19 protein-coding genes and 1 pseudogene are annotated in these 25,362 nt (G+C 70.5%); 10 read left to right on the top strand and 10 right to left on the bottom strand.

Features of this window, described 5'->3' with window-relative positions; translation table 11 throughout:
- Nucleotides 1-223: 223 nt before the first annotated feature.
- The 4 genes from AB0K21_RS43960 (at nt 224) to AB0K21_RS43945 (ending at nt 4,334) form a co-directional block, all read left to right on the top strand.
- Nucleotides 224-1,270, top strand: a complete 1,047-nt coding sequence (locus AB0K21_RS43960; RefSeq protein WP_343981389.1) for an iron-siderophore ABC transporter substrate-binding protein — start codon at nt 224-226, stop codon at nt 1,268-1,270.
- 38 nt (nt 1,271-1,308) lie between these two features.
- Entirely contained in the window at nt 1,309-2,310 is a 1,002-nt protein-coding gene (locus AB0K21_RS43955; RefSeq protein WP_364159054.1) for an iron ABC transporter permease, read from the top strand.
- Nucleotides 2,311-2,448: 138 nt separating this feature from the next.
- Nucleotides 2,449-3,501: an iron ABC transporter permease gene (locus AB0K21_RS43950; RefSeq protein ID WP_343981383.1), complete on the top strand. Its 1,053-nt coding sequence runs from the start codon at nt 2,449-2,451 to the stop codon at nt 3,499-3,501.
- Nucleotides 3,498-4,334 carry an ABC transporter ATP-binding protein gene (locus AB0K21_RS43945; protein WP_343981380.1) on the top strand — a complete coding sequence of 279 codons (837 nt, stop codon included), beginning with the start codon at nt 3,498-3,500 and terminating at the stop codon, nt 4,332-4,334. The genes AB0K21_RS43950 and AB0K21_RS43945 overlap by 4 nt, the downstream gene beginning before the upstream one ends.
- Before the next feature lie 183 nt (nt 4,335-4,517).
- Here AB0K21_RS43945 and speB read toward each other — a convergent pair whose 3' ends face one another.
- Nucleotides 4,518-5,480: an agmatinase gene (gene speB / locus AB0K21_RS43940; protein ID WP_364159043.1), complete on the bottom strand. Its 963-nt coding sequence runs from the start codon at nt 5,478-5,480 to the stop codon at nt 4,518-4,520.
- A 229-nt stretch (nt 5,481-5,709) separates the two neighbouring features.
- On the opposite strand from speB, the gene AB0K21_RS43935 reads away from it, so the two are divergent.
- The 5 genes from AB0K21_RS43935 to AB0K21_RS43915 all read left to right on the top strand — a co-directional run bounded on the left by AB0K21_RS43935 (nt 5,710) and on the right by AB0K21_RS43915 (nt 13,402).
- Nucleotides 5,710-7,332, top strand: a complete 1,623-nt coding sequence (locus AB0K21_RS43935; RefSeq protein WP_343981373.1) for a N,N-dimethylformamidase beta subunit family domain-containing protein — start codon at nt 5,710-5,712, stop codon at nt 7,330-7,332.
- A complete protein-coding gene (locus AB0K21_RS43930; protein ID WP_343981370.1) occupies nt 7,329-7,706 on the top strand; it encodes a cupin domain-containing protein in 378 nt (125 codons plus the stop codon). Before AB0K21_RS43935 ends, AB0K21_RS43930 begins: the two co-directional genes overlap by 4 nt.
- A gap of 48 nt (nt 7,707-7,754) precedes the next feature.
- On the top strand, nt 7,755-9,230 hold the full coding sequence (locus tag AB0K21_RS43925) for a PucR family transcriptional regulator ligand-binding domain-containing protein (protein WP_343981367.1): 1,476 nt from the start codon (nt 7,755-7,757) through the stop codon (nt 9,228-9,230).
- 181 nt (nt 9,231-9,411) lie between these two features.
- Nucleotides 9,412-10,890, top strand: coding sequence for an APC family permease (locus AB0K21_RS43920; protein ID WP_343981363.1), 1,479 nt, complete (start codon nt 9,412-9,414; stop codon nt 10,888-10,890).
- Nucleotides 10,883-13,402 (top strand): CehA/McbA family metallohydrolase, encoded by a 2,520-nt coding sequence (locus tag AB0K21_RS43915; RefSeq protein ID WP_343981360.1) that lies wholly within the window; start codon nt 10,883-10,885, stop codon nt 13,400-13,402. Before AB0K21_RS43920 ends, AB0K21_RS43915 begins: the two co-directional genes overlap by 8 nt.
- 244 nt (nt 13,403-13,646) lie before the next feature.
- Here AB0K21_RS43915 and AB0K21_RS43910 read toward each other — a convergent pair whose 3' ends face one another.
- The 4 genes from AB0K21_RS43910 to AB0K21_RS43895 all read right to left on the bottom strand — a co-directional run bounded on the left by AB0K21_RS43910 (nt 13,647) and on the right by AB0K21_RS43895 (nt 17,893).
- The gene (locus tag AB0K21_RS43910; protein WP_343981357.1) at nt 13,647-14,816 is read right to left on the bottom strand and encodes a zinc-dependent alcohol dehydrogenase; all 1,170 of its coding nucleotides are present in this window, start codon (nt 14,814-14,816) and stop codon (nt 13,647-13,649) included.
- The gene (locus tag AB0K21_RS43905) at nt 14,813-15,748 is read right to left on the bottom strand and encodes an SRPBCC family protein (protein WP_364159036.1); all 936 of its coding nucleotides are present in this window, start codon (nt 15,746-15,748) and stop codon (nt 14,813-14,815) included. The genes AB0K21_RS43910 and AB0K21_RS43905 overlap by 4 nt, the downstream gene beginning before the upstream one ends.
- A 226-nt stretch (nt 15,749-15,974) precedes the next feature.
- Nucleotides 15,975-16,634 carry a response regulator transcription factor gene (locus AB0K21_RS43900; RefSeq protein WP_343981351.1) on the bottom strand — a complete coding sequence of 220 codons (660 nt, stop codon included), beginning with the start codon at nt 16,632-16,634 and terminating at the stop codon, nt 15,975-15,977.
- Nucleotides 16,622-17,893: a sensor domain-containing protein gene (locus tag AB0K21_RS43895; RefSeq protein WP_364159033.1), complete on the bottom strand. Its 1,272-nt coding sequence runs from the start codon at nt 17,891-17,893 to the stop codon at nt 16,622-16,624. Before AB0K21_RS43895 ends, AB0K21_RS43900 begins: the two co-directional genes overlap by 13 nt.
- 217 nt (nt 17,894-18,110) lie before the next feature.
- Here AB0K21_RS43895 and AB0K21_RS43890 point away from each other — a divergent pair, with 217 nt between their 5' ends.
- On the top strand, nt 18,111-18,965 hold the full coding sequence (locus tag AB0K21_RS43890) for a MarR family transcriptional regulator (protein ID WP_343981345.1): 855 nt from the start codon (nt 18,111-18,113) through the stop codon (nt 18,963-18,965).
- Nucleotides 18,966-19,036: 71 nt separating this feature from the next.
- On the opposite strand, the gene AB0K21_RS43885 is transcribed toward AB0K21_RS43890, so the two are convergent.
- From AB0K21_RS43885 to AB0K21_RS43865, 5 genes and pseudogenes are all read right to left on the bottom strand, one after another.
- Nucleotides 19,037-20,539, bottom strand: coding sequence for a ricin-type beta-trefoil lectin domain protein (locus tag AB0K21_RS43885; protein WP_364159028.1), 1,503 nt, complete (start codon nt 20,537-20,539; stop codon nt 19,037-19,039).
- Nucleotides 20,540-20,961: 422 nt separating this feature from the next.
- A complete protein-coding gene (locus tag AB0K21_RS43880; protein ID WP_364159025.1) occupies nt 20,962-21,603 on the bottom strand; it encodes a hypothetical protein in 642 nt (213 codons plus the stop codon).
- A 169-nt stretch (nt 21,604-21,772) separates the two neighbouring features.
- Nucleotides 21,773-23,050: an AI-2E family transporter gene (locus tag AB0K21_RS43875; RefSeq protein ID WP_343981335.1), complete on the bottom strand. Its 1,278-nt coding sequence runs from the start codon at nt 23,048-23,050 to the stop codon at nt 21,773-21,775.
- Nucleotides 23,051-23,189: 139 nt separating this feature from the next.
- On the bottom strand, nt 23,190-24,404 hold the full coding sequence (locus AB0K21_RS43870; protein WP_343981332.1) for a hypothetical protein: 1,215 nt from the start codon (nt 24,402-24,404) through the stop codon (nt 23,190-23,192).
- Between the two features lie 110 nt (nt 24,405-24,514).
- Nucleotides 24,515-25,362, bottom strand: a pseudogene (locus AB0K21_RS43865) (phospholipid carrier-dependent glycosyltransferase); the annotation flags it as partial.

Here is a 25,362-nt window from a genome sequence, read left to right as displayed (position 1 = left end):
TGAGGGGCCGTCGCCCGGTCTCCGTGTCCCGATCTCAACAACAGGTGTCTCAAAAGGGCTATTGCGACAAGTCGGTCATTTCTCCTAAGGTTCCAAACAAGGCAAGGCTTACCTAACTAGGTCGAGAGCTTGCGGTAGCACGGTGTACCGCTCCACGAACGCAGGACCGCGATCCAGACGTGTGAGGGCCGGCACCAGCGGAATTCTGAGAGTGGAGTACGGATTGAAGCGCCCATATAGCCTTCGCATCCTCGCCGTGACGGCCATCCTGCTGGGCATCGCGGGCTGCGGAGGCTCGCCGGAGACCAAGAACGAGAGTGCGAGCAGCACCCCGAGCAGCAGCCCGAGCGCCTTCCCCATGACGGTCGAGCACGCGCTGGGGAAGATCACCATCCCGGCGAAGCCGGAGCGGGTGGCCACGGTCAACTGGGCCAACCACGAAGCGCCGCTGGCCCTCGGCGTCGTCCCGGTCGGCATGGCCGCCGCGAACTTCGGCGACGACGACGGCGACGGTCTCCTGCCCTGGGTGAAGAAGCGCCTGGAGGAACTCAACGCCCAGACGCCCGTTCTGTTCGACGAGACCGACGGCATCGACTTCGAGGCCGTCGCCGACACGAAGCCGGACGTCATTCTGGCCGCCTACTCGGGCCTGACCAAGCAGGACTACGACACCCTGAGCGAGATCGCTCCCGTGGTGGCCTACCCGGACGCCGCGTGGGCGACCCCGTGGCGCGAGATCATCCGGATGAACAGCAAGGCCATCGGGCTCGCCGACGAGGGCGAGAGGCTCATCACCGACATCGAGGGCGACATCAAAGCGGTCGTCGCGAAGTACCCGCAGCTCAAGGGCAAGTCGGCGATGTTCATGACGCACGTCGACCCCAACGATGTGAGCGAGATCGGCTTCTACACGACGCACGACACCCGCACGCTGTTCTTCGAGGACCTCGGGCTGACGATTCCGGGCAGCATCACCAAGGCGTCCGAGGGCACGGACAAGTTCGCCCTGACCCGGAGCGCGGAACAGATCGACGTGTTCGACGACGTCGACATCATCACCGGATACGGCGACGAGAAGGGCGAGCTGCTCGAGAAGCTCGGCAAGGACCCGCTGCTGTCGAAGATCCCCGCCATCAAGCGCGGCTCGGTGTACCTCCTGCCCGGCAGCACGCCCCTGGGCACCGCCGCGAACCCGACCCCCCTGTCGATCTCGTGGGTGCTGGAGGACTACGCCAAGGCGCTCGCCGAGGCCGCGGACAAGGTCAAGTGACGCCGGTCGACACCGACCGCCTGCCGGACGCCGCTCTCGTGCGGCGTCCGGCGCACGTCCGGGTTCTGTGGCTGCTCGTCACGGTACTGGTCCTGGCCGTGCTCATGGTGGCCTCGGTCGCCCTCGGCTCACGCGACGTCGCCTGGTCCGACGTCTGGGCCGCGCTCGGCGGCGCGGACGACACCCTTGAACAGGCGGCGGTCGCCAAGCGGATACCGCGCACCCTGCTCGCGGTGGTCATCGGTGCCGCGCTCGGCCTCGCCGGCGGCGTCATGCAGGGCGTGACCCGCAACCCGCTGGCCGACCCGGGGATCCTGGGCGTCAACATGGGCGCGTCGCTCACCGTCGTCACCGCCGTCGCGTTCTTCGGGCTCACGTCGCCGACCGGGTACATCTGGGTCGCGATGGCGGGAGCCGCGGTCTCGGCCGTCTTCGTGTACGCCGTCGGGTCCCTCGGGCGCGGCGGGGCCACGCCCCTCAAACTCGCGCTCGCCGGCACCGCCACGTCGGCGGCCTTCGCGTCCCTGGTCAGCGCCGTCGTCCTGCCCCGCAACGACATCGCCGGGAGCTTCCGGCTCTGGCAGATCGGCGGGGTCGGCGGCGCGTCCTACGAGCGCATCGGGCAGGTCCTGCCGTTCCTCGTCGCCGGCCTCGTCGTGTGCCTGCTGTCCGCGCGGGCGCTGAACTCGCTCGCCCTGGGCGACGAACTCGCCGCCGGGCTCGGCGAGCGCGTCGCCGTCGCCCGGGCCACGGCCGCTCTCGGCGCCGTCGTACTGTGCGGGGCGTCGACGGCCGTCACCGGGCCGATCGCCTTCGTCGGACTCGTCGTCCCGCACACGTGCCGCCTGCTCGTCGGCGTGGACCACCGCTGGCTGCTGCCGTTCTCCGCCCTGGTCGGCGCGTCGCTGCTCACCGCGGCCGACGTCGTCGGCCGCATCGTGGCGCGCCCCGCGGACATCGAGGTGGGCATCGTGACGGCGCTGATCGGCGCCCCGTTCTTCATCCACATCGTCCGCCGCCAGAAGGTGCGTGAGCTGTGAGCGAGCGTAGCGAGCGAGCCAATGAACACAGCAGCGTTGCGCTCACGGTCCCGACGAAGGAGGGACTGTGAGCGAGCGTAGCGAGCGAGCCAATGAGCACAGCAGCGTTGCGTTCACAGGCCCGACGAAGGAGGGACTGTGAACGCCCCCGCCGCCACTGGGCCCTCCGTCGTCCAGGCCGTCGCCCGCGGCCGCCGCCGGAGCGCCTCCCGGCGCCGCGCCGTGGTCCTGACACTGGCGGTGCTCGTCGCCGCCGGGTTCGCCGTGACCCTGATGTTCGGGCAGACCTTCTACCCGCCCCGCGACGTGGTCCGCGTCATCCTCGGCGAGCAGGTGCCGGGGGCGTCCTTCACGGTCGGGCGGCTCCGGCTGCCGCGGACCGTCCTCGCCGTGGTCGCGGGATTCAGCTTCGGCCTGGCCGGCGTCACCTTCCAGACGATGCTCCGCAACCCGCTGGCCAGCCCCGACATCATCGGCATCAGCTGGGGGGCGAGCGCCGCGGCGGCCATCGCGATCGTGTCGCTGTCCCTCGGCGGGACCCAGGTGTCGATCCTCGCCATCGTCTCCGCCCTCGCCGTCGCCCTGCTGGTCTACACCCTGGCGTTCCGGGACGGCGTCGTCGGCACGCGGCTCATCCTGATCGGCATCGGGATCTCCGCGATCCTCGAGAGCATCACCTCGTACGTCCTGTCCCGGGCCGCCGAGTGGGATCTCCAGGAGGCCCTGCGCTGGCTGACCGGCAGCCTCAACGGCACGACCTGGGAGCAGGCCCTGCCCGCCCTCGTCGCGCTGGTCGTGCTCACCCCCGTCCTGCTGGCGAAGTCGCGGGACCTGTCGGCGCTGCGGCTCGGCGACGACACCGCCTCCGCCCTCGGGGTCCGCGTCGAACGCACCCGCGTCACGTTGATCGTCGCCGCCGTCGGCCTGATCGCCTTCGCCACGGCGGCGGCCGGGCCGATCGCGTTCGTGGCGTTCCTGTCCGGCCCCATCGCGGCCCGGCTCGTCGGCACCGGTGGCTCCCTGCTCGTGCCCGCCGGGTTCGTCGGCGCCCTCCTGGTCCTCGTCGCCGACTTCGCCGGCCAGTTCGCGTTCGACGTCCGCTACCCGGTCGGCGTCGTCACGGGCGTTCTCGGCGCGCCGTACCTCGTCTATCTGATCGTCCGCACCCATCGGGCCGGAGGCTCGCTGTGACCACGTCCCACTCCCTCGTAGCCGAAAGCCTCACGCTCGGCTACGGCGACCGCGTCGTCGTCGAGTCCCTCGACCTGGTCGTGCCGCCCGGCGAGATCACGGTCATCGTCGGCGCGAACGCCTGCGGGAAGTCGACACTCCTGCGTTCCCTGTCCCGGCTGCTCGCACCCCGGGCGGGCCGCGTCGTCCTGGACGGCAGACAGGTGCACCGCATGCCCGCCAAGGAGCTGGCCCGCACGCTCGGACTGCTGCCCCAGTCGCCGGTCGCGCCCGAGGGCATCACCGTGCTCGACCTTGTCGGCCGCGGCCGCCACCCCCATCAGGGGATCTTCTCCCGGTGGAACGACGGGGACGACGCCGCGGTGGCGGCGGCCCTGGAGGCCACCCAGACGACCGACCTCGCCGACCGCGCCGTCGACGAGCTGTCCGGCGGCCAGCGCCAACGGGTCTGGATCGCCATGGCGCTGGCCCAGCAGACCGACCTGCTGCTCCTCGACGAGCCCACCACCTTCCTCGACGCCAGCCACCAGATCGAGGTCCTCGACCTGCTGACCGACCTGAACCACACCCGCGGCACCACCGTCGTGATGGTCCTGCACGACCTCAACCTCGCCGCCCGTTACGCCGACCACCTCATCGCCCTGGCCGACGGCCGCCTGCACGCCTCCGGCACCCCGGCCGAGGTCCTCACCGAGGACAACGTCCGCACCGTCTTCGGCCTCGACAGCCGCATCATCGAGGACCCCGTCTCCGGCAGCCCCCTGATGCTCCCCATCGGACGCCACCGCATCCGGCCACACGCGGGAGAGGCCCGGTCATGCGGATCAACGTAGCCAGTTGATCGATCGCGGACCGCGTCCCAGCATCTCGCCGACGCTGAGGGGGCCGGTCAGCGCCTCCCGGCCGGCAATGGGCTGCCCTGCGATCTGGAATCCCGCCCGGTGGCCCACTGCGGAGCGGTCGTCAGGGAACCGGGGTCGGCCACGCACGGATACGGTGGGGTGCGGTCCACCCACTCAGCGGCCCGGTCTCGCCGACGAAATCGAGAGGGCGAGCAGGCTGATCAGGTCGTAGGCCACGTGCGAGGCCGCGATCGACGTGATCTCGGCGTGATCGTAGGCGGGGGCCACCTCGACGACGTCCGCGCCGATCAGATTGCCGCCGGCGAGGCCGCGCAGGATTTCCAGTAGCTCCCTGCTGGTCAGGCCGCCCGCCTCCGGGGTGCCGGTACCGGGCGCGTGCGCCGGATCCAGCACGTCGATGTCGATGGACAGGTAGAGGGGCCGGTCGCCGATGCGCCGGCGGAGCGCGTCGACGACCTCGTCCACGCCGCGCCGCATCACATCCGCGCTGGTGACGATGCCGAAGCCCATGCGCTCGTCGTCGTCGAGGTCCTGCTTGGCGTACAGGGGGCCGCGGGTGCCTACGTGGCCGATGGCCTCGGTATCGAGAATGCCCTCCTCGATAGCGCGCCTGAAGGGAGTGCCGTGCGTGTATTCGGCGCCGAAGTAGGTGTCCCAGGTGTCGAGGTGGGCGTCGAAGTGCAGGAGCGCGATCGGTCCGTGGCGGCGCGCGGCGGCGCGCAGGAGCGGCAGCGCGATGGTGTGGTCGCCGCCAATGGTGACCAGCCGGGTTCCGTCCGCGGTCAGGCCCGACGCGGCCTCCTCGATGGTCTCGACGGCCTCGCCGATGTCGAACGGGTTGCACGCGATGTCGCCCGCGTCGGCGACCTGCTGGGTCGCGAACGGCGAGACGTCCAGGCCCGGATGGTACGGACGGAGCAGGCGGCTGGCCTCCCGGACGGCCGAGGGGCCGAACCGCGCTCCCGGGCGGTAGGACACGCCGGTGTCGAACGGCACTCCCACGATCGCGACGTCGGCGCGCCCGACCTCATCCAGGCGGGGCAGCCGGGCGAAGGTCGCCGGGCCGGCGAAGCGCGGGACGCGTGAGGAGTCGACAGGCCCCCGGGGCTCGGTCATTCTGGTCAATCCTCTCGTGTCGGCGGGTCCGTACGTCGTCGTATTGGCCGCGGCGCACGTGGATCCCAGGTCGTGATCACGCGAGACGGGCAGGCGCATGCCGAGACTAGTGAGCTCGGGCCGCGACGATCCCTGGCTGAAGCGTCCAGGTACGTTGTGCAAATCGTCTATTCCGCCGCCCCGAACACCGGTTCATAAACTCGGTCCCACATACGAGTCGAGGAGGGTCGTGAGCGACACGATCAAGCAGGCCGGGTTGCCGGCCGCGTTCGCCTGGTCCCCGAGGGGCTGGCCGTCGGAGCGCGCGTTCAGCGAGCGGGACGCGGCCGAGGTCTGGTGCTATACCGACAGGTTCTCCTACTTTCCCGGCGAGACGGTCCGCTTCCATCTCAGTGCCGGCGTCCCGTCCTTCGAGCTGCAGGTGCTTCGAGACGGGCTGGAGCCACAGGTCGTGTGGTCACGTTCAAGGCTGTCGGCGGGCCGCTTCGAGGCGCCGGCCGACGCCTACGCCAACGGCTGCGGCTGGCCCGCCGGGCTGGAGCTGAAGATCCCCGACGACTGGCGCAGCGGTTTCTACATCGTCGTTGTGCGCGCCACCACCCCGGCCGGCGAGCTGTGGGAGCGCGAGCACTTCTTCGTCGTCAAGGCGCCCGCGCACCGGCGAGCCCGCGCCGCGCTCGTGCTGACCACCAGCACGATGCTGGCCTACAACGACTGGGGCGGCGCCAATCACTACCGCGGCCTGGGCGACGACCCCCGCAACGATGCCGGATCGCCGCTTGCCTCGACGCAGCGGCCCATCGCCCGCGGCATGATCCGTAAGCCGGCCGGTGCGCCGCGCGAGGCCAACACGGGAACGCTGCCGATGTATGGCGCCCCGCGCTACCCCTCGTATGAGTGGGCGCGTCTGTTCGGCTACAGCCGCCACCACGCTGACGCGTTCTGGGCCACCTACGAGCGGCACTTCGTCGTCTGGGCGGAGCGTCACGGGTACGAACTCGACTACCTGACCCAGCACGACCTGCACTTCGACCCCCACGCACTGGACGGGTACTCCTGCGCGATCGTCGTCGGGCACGACGAGTACTGGTCGTGGCGCATGCGCGACGCCGTCGACGCGTTCGTCGACGCGGGCGGCAACCTGGCCAGGTTCGGCGGCAACTACCAGTGGCAGGTACGGCTCAGCGAGGACGGGACCACGCAGTACTGCTACCGGCTGCCGTCCGCGGACCCCAGCGCGCGGGAGACGCCCCATCTGGCCACGACGGTGTGGGAGGCGAAGTCGGTCGGCCGGCCGGGCGCGACCACCATGGGGCTCAACGGTCTGGGCGGGATCTACAACCGTTACGGCGTGGCGACGCCGCGCTCGTCGGGCGGCTTCACCGTCTATCGGCCGCACCACTGGGCCTTCGAGGGCAGCGACCTCTACTACGGCGACCTGCTCGGCGGGCCGCCGTCGTTCCTGGCCGCCTTCGAGCTCGACTCTGTCGAGTACACGTTCCGGCGCGGGTTGCCGTATCCGACGTTCGAGGACGGCGCGCCCGAGACCTTGGAGATCCTCGCGCTCGCCCCCGCGGTGCGGGGCGAGGAGAACCGCTTCGGCGGCCAGGTGCCGATCGGCGGGCCCGAGGAGGAGGTCTACAACTACAACGCGGACCTCGGCGACGATCTGCCTGACTACGTGCACGAAGGCGAGATGCGCGGCGCCGGAATGATCGCGGCCTTCACCCGTGGCGACGGCGAGGTGTTCAACGGGGGCGCCACGGAGTGGTCCCATGTGCTCAGCCTTGGAGACCCGTTCGTCGAGCGCATCACGCACAACGTCCTACGCCGCTTCGGAGCCGCCGCGTGACCGCCGGACATATTCCAGACATCGACCAGGTGCGGGCCGTACACGCCGGGGCCGGCGAGCGCTTCGTGCCCCCGCTGAGCGACTATCACCTGCTGTCGGAGGAGTGGGTGGAGGAGGAGTTCCGGATCTTCGGCGGTGCGGCGAGCTCGTACACCGGCGGTTTCTGGACGGGTGAGCCCGGAGCGGTGCGATTCGACTCCTGGCCCTACGACGAGATCTGCGTCATCCTCAAGGGCCGCGTCGCGGTGCAGGACACGGCGGGGCGGCGCAAGGAGTTCGGTGCCGGGGAGTCGTTCCACATTCCTCAGGGATTCCGCGGCGACTGGATCACCATGGAGCCGAGCGCGAAGGTCTTCATCGCAGTGAGCCGCTGAGCTGCGCCGATGGCGAGGGCATGGCGGCATTGACACTAGAGTGGCGGCATGCTGCCACTCAGCGTGTTCGTCGCTCGACTGGGGCTGCCGGTGCGCGCGGGCGAGGATCACCTCGATGTCCCGATCCGCTGGGTGCACGTCAGCGAGTTGACCGATCCCTCGCGCTACCTGCAGGGCGACGAGCTGCTCCTGCTGGCGGGCACCAACCTGCGGCCCGAGCTGAGCACGGAGTACGTGGCCCGGGTCAAAGCCGCCAGGGTCGCGGCCATCGGGTTCGGCGTGACGCCGGTCTTCGACCGGGTGCCCGAAGAGCTCGTGGCGGCCTGCCGGGTGCACGGCCTCCCGCTGCTGGAGATCCCTGCCGCGGTGACCTTCGAATCCTGCGCCGAGCTGCTCTACGGAGAGTTGCTCTCCTCGGAGATGTCGGAGATCAAGCGGCTCACCGACGCCCAGCGTGCCCTGATCAAGGCCGCCACCGGTCCGTCCCCGCTTACCAGGACGCTCGAACTACTGGCCACGCACATGGGAGGGTGGGCGCTGCTGTCCGATCGGGTCAGGCCGCGGGAATGGGCCGGGGGCGAGCCGCGGATCGACGATGAGGTACGGGTCGCCATCGATCGGGTCTGCGCCAGCACACGCCCGACGAGCGTCACGATGAGCTCGGTCGACCAGCGGGTCATGGTCCAGTCGGTGGTCGGCCCGCTGCCCTGCGGCTACGCGCTGGCCGTGGGCGCCCCGATCGTGGCCGGGGTCACCGACCGCGCCTTGATGACGATGGCGGCCTCCCTGCTCAGCCTGCTCATCCCCGTTCCGGCGGACAACTGGCCCGCCCACCAGGTCGGCCGGGCGGCGCTGGCCCTGGCACTCGACCCGCACTCACCTCGCTGGGTCCGGCACGCCGCGGACGTGTTCGGCGTCCACGGCTCCGGTGCCCGCTGGCGGGTCGTCTGCGCGCGTGCCGCCGGCGGCACGGGTACCTCTGCCAGGCTCGGTGAGCTCGCCTCCATGCTGGCCTCGCCGTTCGTCGACCAGGACGGCGAAGTGTCCATCGCCTTGCTGCCGGAGTCCGTACCACCGGCCCGGATCACCGACGATCTCGGGCGGGCCGGCTGGCTGGCCGGGATCAGCGCGGCTCATCCGGCCGCGCAGCTGAGGGCGGCGTACGAAGAGGCCGTCCAGGCGCTGCGCACGGCCCTGTTCCAGGGCGCCTGTGTGATCAGCGGGACCGAGGTGGACGGGCTCGCCGCGGCGCTGGACATGAGCCGCCTGCGTGACTACGCGGACCGCCGCTTCCGCCCCCTGCGCGAGCGCCGTCAGCAGGACGCCGCCGATCTGCTCGCCACGTTGCGGATCTGGCTGCGGCACAACGGCCACTGGGACCGTGCCGCCGAGGAACTTGGCGTGCACCGCAACACCGTCCGTCACCGCATCGGGCAGATCGAGAGCAGCCTCGGCTGCCGGCTCGGCGACGCGGAAACACGCATGGAGCTGTATCTCGCCTTGCGGGCGCTCGAGGAGGTCTAGGAGGGCAGGACTGTGCGGAACGTACAGTCGCGGCACTGTGGCCTGGATGGATCGTCACTCGTCCAGCCCTCAGAACCCGCCATAGGCTCCCCCCAATCGGCCAGGCGGCTCGGTTCCCAGGCCCTCCCCCTCTCCTCCATCCCGTGCACCGGTGTCCTGCCCCGGAGTAAGGAGCGAACACATGCCAGGTCACGTCACCGGAAGTCCCGCAAACAGGCCCGACGCCCTGGCCGGCAACGTCATGGGGACAAAGGATCTCGTCTTCACCGTCCTGGCGGCGTTGGCACCCCTGACGCTCATCGTCGCTGTCGCCCCACTGCACTTCCTCAAGGGCGGCGCAGCCGTCCCCGGGGGCTACCTGGTCGCCGGCGTGGTCATGGCGCTCTTCGCCGTCGGTTTCATGACCATGAGCCGCTACGTCCGCAATGCCGGAGCGTTCTACGCGACCATCGCCCGGGGGCTCGGCAAGCCGACCGGCTCAGGCGCGGCGGTGCTCGCGGTCGCGGCCTACAACGCCCTGCAGATCAGCACGTACGGCGCGCTGGGCGTCTACGCCAACACCACCTTCGCCAAGTACTTCCACCTCGACGTGCCGTGGTACGTGTTCGCGCTCATCGGCCTGGTGTTCGTCGCGTGGCTCGGATACCGCGGCATCCACACCAGCGCCCGGATCCTCGGGATCCTGCTCGTTCTGGAGACCGCGGTCCTGGTCGTGCTGGCGGTGTACGTCCTGGTGAAGGGCGGGAGCGGTGACTGGTCGGCCGTGTCGTTCTCGCCCGCCGCCGTGCTGGACCCGGGCAACGGCGCCATGTTCGCTCTGGTCGCCGGGGCTTTCATGGGCTTCGAGGCCACCGCGATCTTCAGTGAGGAGGCGCGCGGCGGCATCCGGACGGTCCGGCGGGCGACCTACATCGCGGTCGCCTTCATCGCCGTCTTCTACGCCTTCATCACCTGGGTCATCGTCCTCGCCTACGGTCCGGCCAAGATAGCCGCCGCGGCCGAGGCGGACCCGGTCAACCTCGTGGTCACCGTCTTCGACACCTACGTGCCCGCCCCGATCGTCGAGGTGATGAACATCCTGCTGCTGACCAGCGCGTTCGCCGCCCTGCTCGCGCTGCACAACGCGGCCAACCGCTACTTCTTCGCGTTGGGCCGCGAGGGGCTCCTGCCGCAGGTGCTGGGCCGTACGCACCCGCGGACCAAGGCGCCGTGGGCCGCGGGTCTCCTGCAGACCGCCGTGGCAGCGGTCGTCGTCGCCGTGTTCGCAGCCTTCGGGCTCGACCCCTACCTGGGGCTGCTGCTGTGGGGCAGCACGCTCGGCTTCCTCGGGATCATCACCCTGTGGGCGCTGTGCAGCCTGGCGGTCATCCGGTTCCTGCGCCGCGAGGCGCCCGAGGCCGGGCTCTTCCGCACGACGATCGCCCCCGGGCTCAGTTTCGCGGCCCTGGCCGTGGTGCTCTTCCTTGTGCTGACCAATCTGCCGCTGCTGACCGGCGCAGGTACCGTCACCAATGTCCTGATCGTGGGTGTCGCCGCCGTCGCCGTCGTCGTCGGCGTCGTACGGGCGCTGTACCTGAGAGCCCGCTCGCCCCGACTCTACGGCGGGCTGGCGCAGACATCCGTCGACGGGCCACGAGACCTGGCGGCCGACAATGCCTGAACCCTCCACGGAAGGCCGGGGCTACCGGCCGGTCGATCTCACCGCGGTGTTCAACGCACCGCGCTCGGTCCTCGATGACGGCGAGTCCTACCCACTCGGGCCGCGCACACTGTACGGTATCCCCTTTCTCTTCGGGGACGAGCGCGCGGACGCGGCACTGCTGCGGGTGTCCGGAGCAGCCGTCGGCATTCCGGTGGAGCGCGCCTTCGAGTGGATGGTGATCGCCCACGCTCTGGAATCCTCAGACCTGTTCGACGGCCAGACGGTCGGTGGCGTCTGCGCGCACTACACGCTGCTCTATGAGGACGGTCACACCGAGCGGCTGCCGGTCCGCCGGCGTTTCGAGATCGGGCCCACGCCGCGGTTGTGGAGAGACCGGGCGATTCCGCTCGACTGGGGGCAGACGCCGTTCCTGGCTGTACCCGACGCCCAGCACCGGCTGATGCCGCGGACCCATGGGCGCTTCGACGCGGCCGGCGCCCGGTTCGTCGACATCGACGACCCGCAGGCCAGGTCACCGTACGTGCTGCCCTACCGCTTCTACCTGTGGCCGTTCCGCAACCCGCGGCCCGACGTGCCCGTGCGCGCCCTGGAAATCCGCTCGCTGGGCCCGAGCGTCCTCATCGGCGCCGTGACCACCAGCGAACTCGACGAGGACCCGTTCGGGCGTACGGTGTGGCGCGACGTCCTCCTCGATCTCGACCCGCCGACCGGCACGGTCTCGGAGGAGTTGTCGGTGACCGTGGACCGCGGCTCCGCGACCTATCTCTATCGCCGGGTGGGCGGGGTGGACGGCCCCACACCGGCCTGGGGAGCGCCCGTCGAGGAGGAGCGGCGCGCCTATGTGCGCGTCGCCGCCACCCCCTCGGCCCAGCTGACCCTCAGGCGGGGAACGTCCGAGATCAGCACCTGTGGCTGGAAGGACCTGCTCGCCGCAGGCTCGCGTCGCGACCGCGGGATCACCTGGTGCGTGCCCGACGCCGGGCGGACCTGGGTACGCACGGTGGTCCGCGACGCGGCCACCGGCGAACCCGTCCCGTGCCGGATCCACTTCCGGTCCACCGACGGGGTGCCCTACCCACCGCACGGCCACCACGGACACATCAACTCCGACGGCAACACCTGGAACCTTGACATCGGCGGCGATGTCAGGCTCGGCGCCACAACCTACTCCTACATCGACGGCACCTGCGAGGGCTGGCTGCCCTTGGGCGAGGTAACGGTGGAGGCGGCCCGCGGGTTCGAGTACCAGCCCTTGCGCACGACCGTCACGATCCGCCCCGGCCAGGCCGAGCTGGAGCTGACGCTGACCCGGATGACCGACATGGCCGCGACCGGCTGGTACAGCGGCGACACCCACGTGCACTTCGTCTCGACCCTCGGCGCCGAACTGGAGGCGCGCGGCGAGGATGTACGCGTCACGAACCTGCTGCTCAGCCAGTGGGGGCATCTGTTCACCAACACGGAGGAGTTCACCGGGCGCCCGCACACGTCGGCCGACGGCCACACCCACGTCTTCGCGGGCCAGGAGAATCGCAGCGGCATGCTCGGCCACATCAACCTGCTCGGCCTGCGGCACCCCATCATGCCCTGGTGCACCGGAGGGGCCGAGGAGTCGGAGCTCGGCGGTGGTCTGGAGACCACGCTGTCCCACTGGGCGGACGAATGCCACGAGCAGGGCGGCACCGTCGTCCTCGCGCACTTCCCGGTGCCGAACGGCGAGGTCGCCGCCCTGCTCGCCACCGGTCGGCTGGACGCCGTCGAGATGATCGCGTACGACCCGTACAACATTCGGGAGTACTACCGCTACCTGAACGCCGGCTACCGGGTGACCCTGGTCGGCGGCACCGACAAGATGAGCAGCGAGGTGCCGATCGGCCTCATCCGCACCTACGCGCACGTGCCGCCGCACGAGGACCTCGACTACTGGACCTGGTGCCAGGCCGTGCGAGAGGGCGCCACGTTCGTGACGAGCGGCCCGCTTCTACGACTGGACGTCGGCGGCCATCGGCCGGGGCAGGAGATCCGGGTGCCCGCGGACACGACTGTCCGTGTCCAGGCCCGAGCCGAGTCGATCTTCGCCATCGATCGCATCGAGATCGTGGCCAACGGGCGCGTCGTCGCCGAGCACCGGTCCCATCGCCCGGAGTACGTGCTCGAACTGGCCGCCGACGTGCCGATCGCCGGTGACTCGTGGATCGCCGCGCGGTGCTACGGTCCGGGCGCCGATGTCGCCAGGCACCACGACGTGTGGGCCAGGCCCATCATGGCGCACACGTCACCGGTCTACCTGTGCACCGGCGAGGACTACAGTCGCTTCGACGCGCTCACCGTCGAGCACATGCTGAACCTTGTCGACGGCTCCTTGGCCTACATCGATGAGCGGAGCCGGCGCCTGTGGCCAGGCCAGGTCTGCCATCGCCACGGGCAGGAAGACCACCTGGCCTTCCTGCGAGCTCCGTTCCTGCAGGCTCGCGACCTGCTGCAACGGCGTGCGGGCGAGCAACGCTGACGGTGGACGCCGTCACGGTCGCCGGAAGGCTCGCCTGAGTGACGCCCCGACGTGCGTAGCGTGCGGGCACAGCGGTTCCCGCACACCGCGCCAGGTCCAAACGAACGCCTCGCCAGGCTCCCCGGTCGACACCGTGCCCTGGACCCGGCTCCATCCCGGACAAGCGGGCCTCCTCGGCGGCCCGGGTCGGCAGGGTCATTTCGCACCCGGCCCCCAAGGTGTCCGTACCGGGGGGAGGACCCCGTCAGGGAGTGAGGACGATCTTGTTACATTCGTCCTCCTTGTTCTTGAACATCTCGAAGGCGCGCGGGGCGTCCTGCAGCCGCATGCGGTGGCTGATGACGAAGCTGGGATCGATGTCGCCGTTGCGGATCCTGCCCAGCAGGGGTTTCAGATAGCGCTGCACGTGGCACTGGCCGCTGCGCAGCGTCAGTGACCGGTTCATCAGCGAGCCCATCGGGAACTTGTCGATCAGGCCACCGTAGACGCCGATCACGGAGACGACCCCGCCGTTGCGGCAGGACATGATCGCCTCGCGCAGGGCGTGCGGCCGGTCGGTCTCCATCCGGGTCGCCTGCTTGGCCCGGTCGTAGGCGTGCACGACGCCCGCGGGGTGATGGGCCTCCATGCCCACCGCGTCGATGCAGGCGTCCGGTCCCCGACCGGCGGTCATGTCCCGCAGCGCGTCGAGGACGTCGACCTTCTCGTAGTCGAGCGTCTCGGCACCGGCGCGCTCGGCCTTCCGCAGCCGGTAGGGGAAGCGGTCGATGGCGATGACCCGCTCGGCGCCCATCAGGAACGCGCTGGCGATCGCGAACTGGCCGACCGGCCCGGCGCCCCAGACCGCGATGACGTCCCCGGGCTTGATGTCGCACATCTCCGCGCCCATCCAGCCGGTGGGCAGGATGTCGGACAGGAACAGCACCTGGTCGTCCGGCAGGTCGTCCTCGATCTTGATCGGCCCCACGTCGGCGAACGGCACCCGCGCGTACTCCGCCTGGCCCCCGGGGTAGCCGCCGAGCATGTGGGAGTAACCGAAGATCCCGGCGGGAGAGTGACCCATGAGCTTCTCCGCCATCCCGGCGTTGGGATTGGAGTTCTCGCACACCGAGTACATGCCGTGCTGGCAGGCGCCGCAGGCGCCGCAGGCGATCGGGAAGGGCACCACCACGCGATCGCCGACCCGCAGTTCTCGCACCTCGGGGCCCACTTCCACCACCTCGCCCATGAACTCGTGGCCGAGGATGTCGCCCTTCTTCATGGTCGGGATGTAGCCGTCGTAGAGGTGCAGGTCGGAGCCGCAGATCGCGGTCGAGGTGACGCGGACGACGGCGTCATGAGCGTTCAGGATCGTGGGGTCGGGAACCTCCTGGACCTCGACGGTGTTGCGCCCCATCCAGCAGTTGGCCTTCATGAGGTACTCCCTGACATCACGGGCTGAGCGGGGCGTTGCCGGGCCTGCCGCAGGGCGCGGGTGCCCTCCGGGCTCCCTTCGGAGCGGACCACCTCTCCGATCTCCATGACCTGCTTGAACCGGCGCAGGTCGTCTCGTACCTGCTGCTCGGGGTGCTCTCCCAGCAGCCTGGCGAAGGCCGCGCCCACCTTGCCGCCCGGAGGGGCGTAGCGGAGGTTCACCCGCACCTCCGTGCCGCGCCCGCCGGGCGCGTCGGTGAAACGTACGGAACCGCTGTTGTCGACGGTGGCCTTCCCGGTGGAGCGCCAGGTGATCACCTCGCCGGAGCGGTCCTCGACGATCACGGCCTCCCACTCGATGGCCTTCTTCACGGGCCCCTTCGCCTTCCAGTGCGATCGCCCGTCACCGATCGTCCGCACCGACTCCAGGTGCGTCATGAAGCTGGGAAGGTTCTCGAAGTCGCGCCAGTACCGGTACACGTCCTCGCGGGGGCGATTGATCGTGACGGCCGCGTGCAGGTTCATCCAGCGCGCGGACCTCTCCTCCGGACGGTGCCGGCTCGCGCGTATCGCGGCGCACAGGTCGGCGGCCGTGACAACGGCGGCCGCCGCCGCCACCGCTGCGACGCGGCCACGCCTCCAGCCGGTGCGGTCGGCGATCGCCCGGCCCAGCAGGGTCAGGTCCAGGGCATCACCCGCGACCCGGGCCCACACCCAGGGAACGGGATCGCGGCTGCCCAGCAGGGTCGCCGCGTGGAACAACTCCCGTACGCCCACCAGCGCCACCGCGCCGAACGCCTTGGGCGAGTCGTCGACTCCGGCCAGGCGGCTGATGGCACCCGGTGCGGCGAGCTGCGCCACACCCAGTCCCAGGCTGGTCCAGCCCAGCGCGCGAACGAGGGGGGGAATCGGGTATTCGTGTTCTTCAACCATGATATTCCTCACCTGGATGGTGGCTTCCCGCCGCTCCAGCGGTGGTCACGACCGCTCTCGCCGCCCCGTCTGCGGTAGCGGCACCCCGCCCGGATGGTCGTCCCTCCGGTCTACGGCGCACCCGCGCGGTAGTTCTCGTCCCTACCCGCGCTGAGTGGAATGACACCGACTGTCCGAATCCTTCAGACAGTCCTGGACTTTCCGGAGACCTCCACGACGGTTGGCGCTACCACCGGCGCTGGGCGTCCTCCAGGTAGCGCAGGACGGCGGTGACGCGCCGGTCCGCCTGGTCGGTGGGTGCCAGGTCGAGCTTGGCGAAGATGCTGCGAATGTGCTTGTGCACGGCACCGTCGGTGACGAAGAGCCGATCGGCGATGGCGGTGTTGCCGAGTCCCTCGGCCATCAGGGCCAGCACGTCGCGCTCACGGGGGCTGAGGCGGTCCAGCCCGCTGTCGGGCCTGGTGCGTGCGAGAAGCTGCGCGACGACGTCCGGGTCGATGGCCGTACCTCCGGCCGCCACCCGGTGCAGCGCGGTCAGGAACTCCTCGACCCGTCCGACCCTCTCCTTCAGCAGGTACCCGAGGCGGGAGCTGCCGTGGGCGAGCAGTTCGGTGGCGAAGGCCTGCTCGACGTACGCGGACAGCACGAGCACGGCCAGGCCGGGTCTGCGGCGCCTGGCCTCGACGGCCGCGACGATCCCCTCGTCGGTGTGGGTCGGCGGCATCCGGACGTCGACGATGGCGACGTCCGGATCGTGGGCGTCGACGGCCCTCAGGAAGCCGTCGGGGCCGGCGGCGGTGGCCACGACGTCAAGCGACTCGGCGCGCAGCAGCAGTGCGAGACCTTCGCGCAGCAGCGGATCGTCCTCGGCGATCACGATCCGCATGGCAGGCTCACAGTGAGGGTGGTGGGACCACCGGTGGGGCTGTCCAGCATGAATGTCCCGTCGTGTGCTTCGGTGCGGTTACGGATGCCGACGATCCCGGACCCGCTGAGCTCGTTCGCTCCGCCGCGGCCGTCGTCGGTGATCTGGAGGTGGAGCCGGTCGTCGCGGCGGCGGACCCTGACGACGACGTGCCGGGCACGGCTGTGCCTGGCGATGTTGGTGAGGGCCTCGGCCACCACGAAGTAGGCGGTGGCCTCGACGGACGCGGCGCACCGGACGGGAACGTCGGCGTCGATCCGGCAGGGGACCGGGCAGCCGACGGCCAGGCCGGTGAGGGCGTCGGAAAGGCTCCGGTCGGTCAGTACCGGCGGCAGGATGCTCCGGACGACCCCGCGGAGCTCGGCGAGCGCCTGCTCGGCGGCGTCCTGCGCGCGTTCGAGAATGGCCTCCGCGCCGGCCGGGTCGCGCGCCACGGCACGACGGGCCGCGCCGAGCAGGACGGTGACGGCGACGATCCGGTTCTGGGTGCCGTCGTGCAGCGACCGTTCGATCCGCCGCAGCTCGGCGGCGTGCGCGTCCAGCGCGGCGGCACGGGTCGCGGTGAGCTGCGCGACCCGCAGCGCGAGGTCGGTGCCGGGGTCGGGTGCCAGGAGTCGCCGGCCGAACCATGCCTGCAGCCGCGCCATGCCCGGGGTGAGGAGCATGGTGATGGCGATCCAGCCCAGGCCCAGCGCGCCGACTCCGAGGGCACCGGGCAGGTCGCGCACGGTCCAGAACCCCATGGACGCGGTGGCCGCCTCGTCCGGTGGCAGCAACCGCCACCACAGCGGGAAGGTGAGGTCGCGCACCGCGTTGAGGGGCAGTGTGAGACCGGCCAGACTGAGGAACAGCCCGAGGACGGCATGGGTGGCCACCCAGCCCAGCTCGCGACGCGTGGCCGGATCGGCGAGGGCGGCGCGCAGCCCGGACGGTGCCGGCTCCGGGTCGATGATCTCCGGACCCCAGCGGGAGAGCCGCGCGCGTTCCCGGCCGGCGACGGCGCGCACCCCGCGCAGCGCGACGGGCACCAGCGGCAGGCCCACGCCGACGAGGCAGGCCAGCGCGGTGACGACCACCGACAGGAGTACCACCAGTGCCAGGACCGCGGTGCCGAACCCGCCGGCGAGGTGTTCGAGCGCGTCCAGGGTGGTGCGGGCGCGGGCGAACACGTCCCATCGACGGGCCGGCCCGGGGGCGGCCGGAGGGGCATGGGTCGGCATCCGCACATCCTGGACCAGTCGGCGGGACATCGTCCAGGCAGTCGCCGGATCACCGGCCAGAAGTACAGCCTGCTGTACCTCGCCGGTCCCGGCGGCGGAGGTTCCCGACGTCGACGCGGGCCGGACCAGAGCCGCGATCCGGCTCCCGCCGGTCTTCGACCTACGTCAACTCTTCGAACGATCAGCGCCGCTAGGCTTGTTCGGGGAGGTGGTGGCTGTGCCCGACCAGCGGGGAGGGGCCGTCGGCGAGGAGTCCGGGCCGTTGCGCGTGACCATCGGCTCGCTGATGCGGCGGGTCTTCACCGGGATCACCGGCGAGGCCATGCGGGACGGGCCGCAGTCCCGTGACTTCGTGGTGCTCGACGTGCTGGCCGACGAGGACGCGCCCTCGCAGCAGGACCTCGCGCACCGCCTCGGCATCAATCGGACGATCATGGTCAAGCTGCTCGACCGGCTTCAGCAGGCCGGTTACGTCACCAGGACCCGTAACCCGGCCAACCGCCGTACCTATGTCCTGTCACTGACCGACGAGGGCCGTGCCGCACTGAAGGACATGCGCCAGGCCGTCGCCGACCGGGACGTCCGGCTCACCGCTCCGCTGACCCCGGCCGAACGGCGGCGCCTCACCGAACTGCTGAGCAGGCTGGTCGCGTATGACGAGCGGTCCACCGTCGCGAGCACCGAGCACCTCATCGCCCAGGCCCACTACCAGCTGCGCCGGCTCGGCGACCACAGGTTGGCGGAGTACGGCCTGCGCACCCGTCATTTCGGCCTGCTGCCCGCCCTGGACCGGCTGGGCCCCTGCCCCCAGCAGCAACTCGCCCAGTACCTGGACCTCACCGAACCGGCCGCCGCGTCGCTGGTCGAGGAACTCGTCCAGGCCGGGATCGTGGTCCGCGGCCAGGATCCGCACGACCGCCGCCGCTACGCCCTGGAACTCACCGACCTCGGCCGTGCCCGCCTTCCCGCGGTCCGCGACGCGATGCTGGGCGTCGAGCACGACATTGAGATGACCCTCGGCCCCGACGGCGTCCAGGACCTCCGAGCCCTGCTCGTCAAGCTCCTGCCGTAGGCCAGGTGGCCGCCGGCGGAGTCGGTGTCGGGGCGGTGAGTGCTCACCGCCCCGACGGGATCGGGTGAAGGTCAGCCGCGGCGCCACTTCTGGTTGGCGCCGCCGTTGCACTCCCAGAGCTGGAGCGGGGTGCCGCTACCGCCCCAGCCGGTGACGTCCACGCACTTGTTGGCCTGCGGGTTGACCAGGTCGCCCGCACCGCTCAGGACGAACTGCTGTGCCGGGTTGCCGCTGCAGTTGGCGAGCTGGATGGCGGCGCCGTTGGCGGTGGAACCCCAGGCCACGTCCATGCAGAGGCCGAAGGCGCGGACGGTGCCGTCGCCGGGGAAGGTCCAGTTCTGGGCGTTGGTGTTGTTGCAGTCCCACAGCTGCAGGCGCTGGCCGTCGGCGCCGTTGCTGTTGGGTACGTCGATGCACTTGCCCTGCCAGCCGATGAGCCGGCTGGTGTTCCCGCTGCCGCCGGTGGTGGTCAGGGTCAGGCCGTACGCGCCGAGGACCTCGTTGACCGGCTGGTAGAAGGTGTTGCCGCCGGTCGAGCAGTTGCCGGAGCCGCCGGAGGTGATGCCCTGGGCCTGGTCACCGGTGATCCAGGCGCCGCCCGAGTCGCCGCCCTCGGCGCAGGCGGTGGTCTGGGTGAGCCCGTAGACCAGCGATCCCGAGTAGTTGACGGTCACGTTCTTGGCCTGGATGACGCCGCAGCGCCAGCCGGTGGTGCGCCCGGACCGGCAGATGGAGGCGCCGACCACGGCCTCCTGGGAGCCCGCCACCGAGACGTTGCCGCCGCCGTAGTTGTTGACCCACGGGCGGGGTGTCCAGTTGCCGTTGGTACGGACCCAGGCGTAGTCGTTGCCGGGGAACGACGAACCGGCGAAGGTGCCCTGGCCGACGTTGTTGTAGCCGAGGGTGGGGCTGCCGGTGCCACCGCAGTGCCCGGCGGTGACGAAGCCGCCGTTGTTGACCGAGAAGCCGACCGAGCAGAGCGTGTTGCCGTTGATGACGTACTGGTCGCCGCCGCGGATGTCGTAGAGCGGTCTGGGAGCCTGGCCGACGGCGATCCTCACCGCGCCGGAGTCGGCGGCACTGCTCCTGACGAAGCTCTGGGCCGCGGCGCTGTCGGCGGCCGACACCACCACGGTGTTCGCGGCCACGTCCACGTGCCAGCTGTAGATGTCCTTGCCGGCGGCCTCGGCGGCCTTGTCGAGGGCGGCCTTCGTGGCGTCCAGCTGCTTCTCGCTGCGTGGCACGACCACCGGCAGCGCGCCCGCCTTGCGGGCGAGCTCGGCGTCCTGGCTGTTCAGAACGCCGACGGAGAGCCGTCCCTCGGCGGGGGTGAACCAGGCGCCGGCGAACCGGTCGGCGAGGCGCCTGCGAAGGTTCCGCTCCACCACCGATGCGCCGGCCTCGTGGGCCTGCCGGATGCGGGCCTGGGTGGGGTTCAGGCCGAGATCACGCTGTAGTGCCTGCTCGGGGGAGGCGGACGGGTTCGGGCCGGGCGGGGCGGCCTGTGCGGGGGCTGCTGGGAAGACCAGCGCGGCGGCGACTACCGCCGCGCTGGCCAGCACGGTGAATCTCACGGCTGGTCCTTTGAGGTTGGGGGGTGGACGAGGCGTGAGAGCGCTCTCTCGAAAGAAACTTTTCCATTTGTAATATTTCACGTCAAGAAGGTCATTCGCCGAATGTGATCGCCGGGTGGGGTTTGCCCGCCCGCGATCGGCCCGCATCCTGTTCGTGACCTGCGAGGTTCCCGGGCTGCCGGAGGGGCCGGAAATGTCGAAACCTGTGCGCCGGTCCGAGGGGGGCGGAACGTCGGTGTCACCCGGCGCCGGCCAAGGAAGTGAAGATGGCCTGGCTGGCTGGGCGCCTGGTGCGACCACACCTGCGAGCACTCTGGGATCAACGCAGGTCAATCGGGATCATGTGCGGAATACAGGGTCGGCGGTGCCGCGCTGAGCCGGCCGGGGCGCGCCGTGAAAGCGGGCCCCGGCCGGGGGGTGGATCAGATGGAGCCGCTCTCGATCGCCTGCTTCAGGCCCGCCTGGGTCACCTCGTGGGAGGCGACGCCGTTGGCGACGACGAAGTCGATCAGTGAGGTGTCGGCGTCGAAGGTGAGGTACTCGGTGACCTTGGTCTTCCCGCCGGCCAGCTTCGTGAAGACGATCTTCTGGTGTGTCACGACGCCGGGCAGTGACCAGGTGTCCGTCTCGTAGTAGAGGTCGTCGGCGTTGATGCGCTGCTGCGCGTGCGTGTTGCTGGTGACGATCGCGCCCTCGTAGGGGATCTCCTCGACGGCGGTGAAGTTGATGTGGCGCTTACCGTACTGGAACCAGTCCTTGTGGGTGACGACCCGCTTCAGGAACGAGTGCATGCCGACGTGGTTGTTGATGTTGGAATACGCCGGGAACACCTTGGCGGCGGGGGCGTTGATCGTGATCGAGATGCTGCTGGTGGCGCGGCTCCGCCCGGAGTCCGGAAGGGGAGGGGTGCAGTCGTAGAACTTGTAGGTGTCCCATGCGGTCTGCCACTCGGCGGCGAGTTGGGCGTCGCTCGTGGTGTCGGCGTGGGCGGGGCTGGAGAAGACGGTGATGACGAGGGCCATGGCGAACAGCTGGGCCGCGAGGAGTCGAAGATGCTTCTTCACGTGTACCCCAAGAGGAGACAATAGGTGCATGTGATCTTCTATCGCATGTTGTTGTGACCTATGAGATTTCGTGTCGAAGAAGTGATAAATATTCGCGACGCCGCACAACCCGGCGCGAGCTACGGGGCGGCGCCGGTGACCTCCGCCCCCCGGGTGCTCCCGGTCGCCCTCAGGTGCGCTCCTGCCGGGGCAGGACCACCTCCCGCACGATGAGCAGGACGGCCGCGGCGATCGGGATGCCCAGCAGCGCGCCCACCACGCCGAGCAGCGCGCCACCGAGCAGGGCGCCGACGATCGTGGCGAGCGGTGGTACGTCGACCGAGCTCTTCATCACCGCCGGTGCGATCCAGTAGTTCTCGATCTGCTGGTAGATCGTGAAGAAGACGAGGCAGACGATGCCGACGGTCGGGGAGACGAAGAACCCCACCAGCGAGGCGACTCCCGCGCCGATGAAGGCGCCGACCAGGGGGATGAGGTCGGTGAGCGCCACGAACAGGGAGAGCGCCAGGGCGTACGGGACCTGCATGATGCTCAGGAAGAAGAAGGTCGTCACACCGGCGATGAGCGAGATGATCAGGTTCCCGGCGACGTAGCCGCCGATGCTGTCGATGATCTGGTCACCGAGCAGGGTCGCGCGGGTACGGCGGGAGCGGGGGACGAGGCGGTAGGCCATCCTCTTGAGCGACTTCAGCGAGCCCAGGAAGTAGAGCGTCAGCACCAGCACGGTCAGCGAGTTGAAGACGGCCCCGATGAGGACCGACCCGATGCCGAGCACGCCGCCGAACATCTGGGTGCCGAAGTCGCCGCTCGTCACGTACTGCTGCAGTTTCTGCAGCAGCTGGAAGCGCTGGTCCAGGTCGCGGATCATCGGGTTGTCCTGCAGCTCCTTGAGGTACTGCGGGAACTGCTCGACGAACTGGGTGGACTGCGCGGTCAGCGGGGGCAGCACGGCCAGGCCGAAGCCGACGAAGACCCCGATGACCCCCAGGAAGACGACGGCGATGGCGATCATGCGCGGTACGTTGCGCCGCTGGAGAACCTCGACCGCCGGGTTCAGTCCGATGGCCAGGAAGAGCGAGACGATGATGAGGATCAGCACCGAGCTCGCGCTCACCACCGCCTGCACCAGCCACCAGGCGGTGAGCACGCCGAGGGCGGCGGTGAAACCGAACACGAACGGGTTGCCGCTCATCGAGCGCCCCGGACGGCCGAACGGGTGGTCCGGTCCGGCCCCCGAAGGCCTGGGCGCGGAGCCGCCCTGACCCGCCGCCGGTACGCCCGGCAGGGGCAGGGGACCCGCCGAGGTCATGATCGGTTCGAGGTCCGCTGCGTTGGCCGGTTCGCCCTGGTCGGCCGATCCGGTCGGTGTGGTCTCTTCCGCCGGTGGAACGCCGGGAGGGGATGTTGCCGCCGCTGGCACGCGGTCGGCGGGGGTGGGCTCGGACACCAGCGGACCCTGCCCGTTTCACGGAGAGATAGTCGGCCGGCCGCCGTGATTTCGCTCGCCGCGGGCCTCGGCGCGCCGTGCCCGCCCGGGCCCTGGTACGGCTCAGGTCGGCCGCGGCACCGGAACCCGCGAAGAGAGGTCAGGTCAGGTTGACGTACTGGCGGGGCCGGAGGGCGTGGCTGCGGAGGGCGGCCAGGGCGGCTGAGCGTCCGGCGGGGGTGAGGTCGCCGTCGACGCGCAGGCCGAAGGCGTCCAGGCGCCTGTTCAGCTCGGTGAGCGAGGCGTCGACCTCCACGGCCTGCCACTCCGTGCAGTCGATCACCGCCGTGACGTGCTCGCGGTCGGCGGGAGCGCCGTCGGCGAGCAGCATCAGCGCCACCTCCCTGGCCGAGGTACGGAAGCCGCTCTCCCCCGAGACGGGGGCGAGCAGCGCGGCGGCGGCGGTCTCCCAGAGCAGGTCGGCGTCGCCGAGCAGGCGCTCGCCCACCGGGGTGGTCACCAGGCGCCTGCCACTTTGGCGCAGCGCGCCCATGTGGCCCTGGGCCACCTCGCGGACCGCGGCCAGCTCCGCGCCGCTCCAGGTGCTCTCCGCGAGCACGGAACGGGCGAGGTTGCCCCGCTGGGTCAGCGGGATGCCCCCCGGGCGGCGGCCCACGGTCAGCAGCCAGCGCAGCGCGCCCAGGTGAGCCTCGTCGGGTGCCGGGATGGGGGCGTGCAGGCGCACCTCGAAGGGCTGGGCGAGCTCGCGCCAGGCGGTGCCCCGGCCGAGGACCCAGCGGTTGAGCCGCTCGCCCTGGACCCGGTGGAGCCAGTTGTCGCCGCCCAGCTCCGGACGGGGCGCGGTGAGCCAGTGGCTGGTGAGCGTCTGCCGTTCGGCGGAGTCGGGGGCGAGCCTTCCCGAGACGATGGCCAGCTCCAGCGCGGCCGAGCAGGCGCCGTGCGCGCCCAGTTCCTCGGGGCCCATGATCGAGCTCCAGTGCAGCTCGGGAACGTCGGGCGGAAGCACGCCCGTGGCGTCCAGGGCGCTCTGGTAGGCCGCCATGCCCGCGTCCTCGCCCAGGCGGGCGTAGGTGCGCAGGATGTGGGCGGTCGTGGGGGAGGAGCAGAGGGCGGCGTAGCGCTCCAGGCCGCCCAGCCGCAGCAGCCGGCCCAGCGCGTGGGCGATCACGGTGCGGTCCCCGGTGACCTTGGCGGGCAACGTGTACCAGAGGAACTCGCACACGTTGAGCTCGGTGATCGTCTCCAGTGGCTCGCCACCGGTCAGCCAGTCGATCGCGCTGCGCGCGTGCTCGGCGGAGGCGGGCTCGGAACGCTCCAGCTCCGACAGGAGTGCGGCCACGTCCGGTGCAGGCATGCCTCGAAGTCTGCCGTATGCGGGCCTGCTCTGACGATGAACGTGACGTAATGGATCCTGCACGGTGCCTACCCTAGGAAATGTCTTCTAAGTGGCTCATATGCGAGCTGTCAGATCCAGCCTTTCTTGAAAAGCATTCGTGAGCTCCACTCGGCGTAGGGGATGATCTCGGCGGTGAGCACCGGGTGGAGCCACCAGAAGTTGACCAGCGCCAGCAGGGTGAAGGCCCCCACGATCGCGGCACCGGCCATCCGCCGCCCGGGTGGGGCACCGGACGGACCGATGATCATTCCGGCGGCGAGCACGATCGCCAGGATCATGAACGGGACCATGGGGATCGCGTAGAACAGGAACATGGTCCGGTTGTCGGCGATCGCCCAGTAGAACCAGGGGAGCCAGCCCGCGGCGTAGCCGAGGAGCACGGCCCCGGCACGCCAGTCGCGGGTGGCGACGTACCAGGCGACCATGGCGATGAGGGCGGCCAGGCCGCCGTACCAGATGACCGGGGTGCCGACGCCCAGGACCGCCTGTGAGCAGCTGTCGGTGCCGCAGGCGCCCTTGGGGCTCTCGTAGAAGAACGCCACGGGGCGGAGCAGCAGCGGCCAGGACCAGGGATCCGACTGGTAGTTGTGCGGGGTCGCCAGCCCGGTGTGGAAGCTCAGCACCTGGAAGTGGTAGCTCAGCCAGGAGCGGAAGGAGTCGAAGACGAAGAACACCGGGCCCTGCGAGGTCGCCTGCGCCCAGTTGCGGCCCCAGCCGCCGGGCGAGGCGAACCAGCCCGCCCAGGAGGCGATGTAGGTGAGGGCCGGCAGCAGGGCCAGCGCGGGCAGGGCGCTCGGCAGGTCCTTGCCGAAGACCCCGCCGTACGGTCTGCGCAGGCCGATGGCCCGGCGGGCCCCGGCGTCCCAGACCAGGGACATGACCGCGAAGGCGATCAGGAAGAAGATCCCCGACCACT

Origin of the sequence: Streptosporangium sp. NPDC049248, assembly GCF_040678965.1 — a bacterium.
Lineage (GTDB): Bacteria > Actinomycetota > Actinomycetes > Streptosporangiales > Streptosporangiaceae > Streptosporangium > Streptosporangium fukuiense.
The sequence above is the reverse complement of the archived record's forward strand: the minus strand, read 5'-3'. Positions and strand labels throughout refer to the sequence as shown.

What these genes read in the sequence shown, in the direction of transcription:
- speB (WP_364159043.1), bottom strand. Translation starts at nt 5,480, where the DNA reads ATGACCGAGCCCCGGGGGCCTGTCGACTCCTCACGCGTCCCGCGCTTC.
- AB0K21_RS43925 (WP_343981367.1), top strand. Translation starts at nt 7,755, where the DNA reads ATGCTGCCACTCAGCGTGTTCGTCGCTCGACTGGGGCTGCCGGTGCGC.
- AB0K21_RS43920 (WP_343981363.1), top strand. Translation starts at nt 9,412, where the DNA reads ATGCCAGGTCACGTCACCGGAAGTCCCGCAAACAGGCCCGACGCCCTG.
- AB0K21_RS43915 (WP_343981360.1), top strand. Translation starts at nt 10,883, where the DNA reads ATGCCTGAACCCTCCACGGAAGGCCGGGGCTACCGGCCGGTCGATCTC.
- AB0K21_RS43910 (WP_343981357.1), bottom strand. Translation starts at nt 14,816, where the DNA reads ATGAAGGCCAACTGCTGGATGGGGCGCAACACCGTCGAGGTCCAGGAG.
- AB0K21_RS43905 (WP_364159036.1), bottom strand. Translation starts at nt 15,748, where the DNA reads ATGGTTGAAGAACACGAATACCCGATTCCCCCCCTCGTTCGCGCGCTG.
- AB0K21_RS43900 (WP_343981351.1), bottom strand. Translation starts at nt 16,634, where the DNA reads ATGCGGATCGTGATCGCCGAGGACGATCCGCTGCTGCGCGAAGGTCTC.
- AB0K21_RS43895 (WP_364159033.1), bottom strand. Translation starts at nt 17,893, where the DNA reads ATGCCGACCCATGCCCCTCCGGCCGCCCCCGGGCCGGCCCGTCGATGG.
- AB0K21_RS43870 (WP_343981332.1), bottom strand. Translation starts at nt 24,404, where the DNA reads ATGCCTGCACCGGACGTGGCCGCACTCCTGTCGGAGCTGGAGCGTTCC.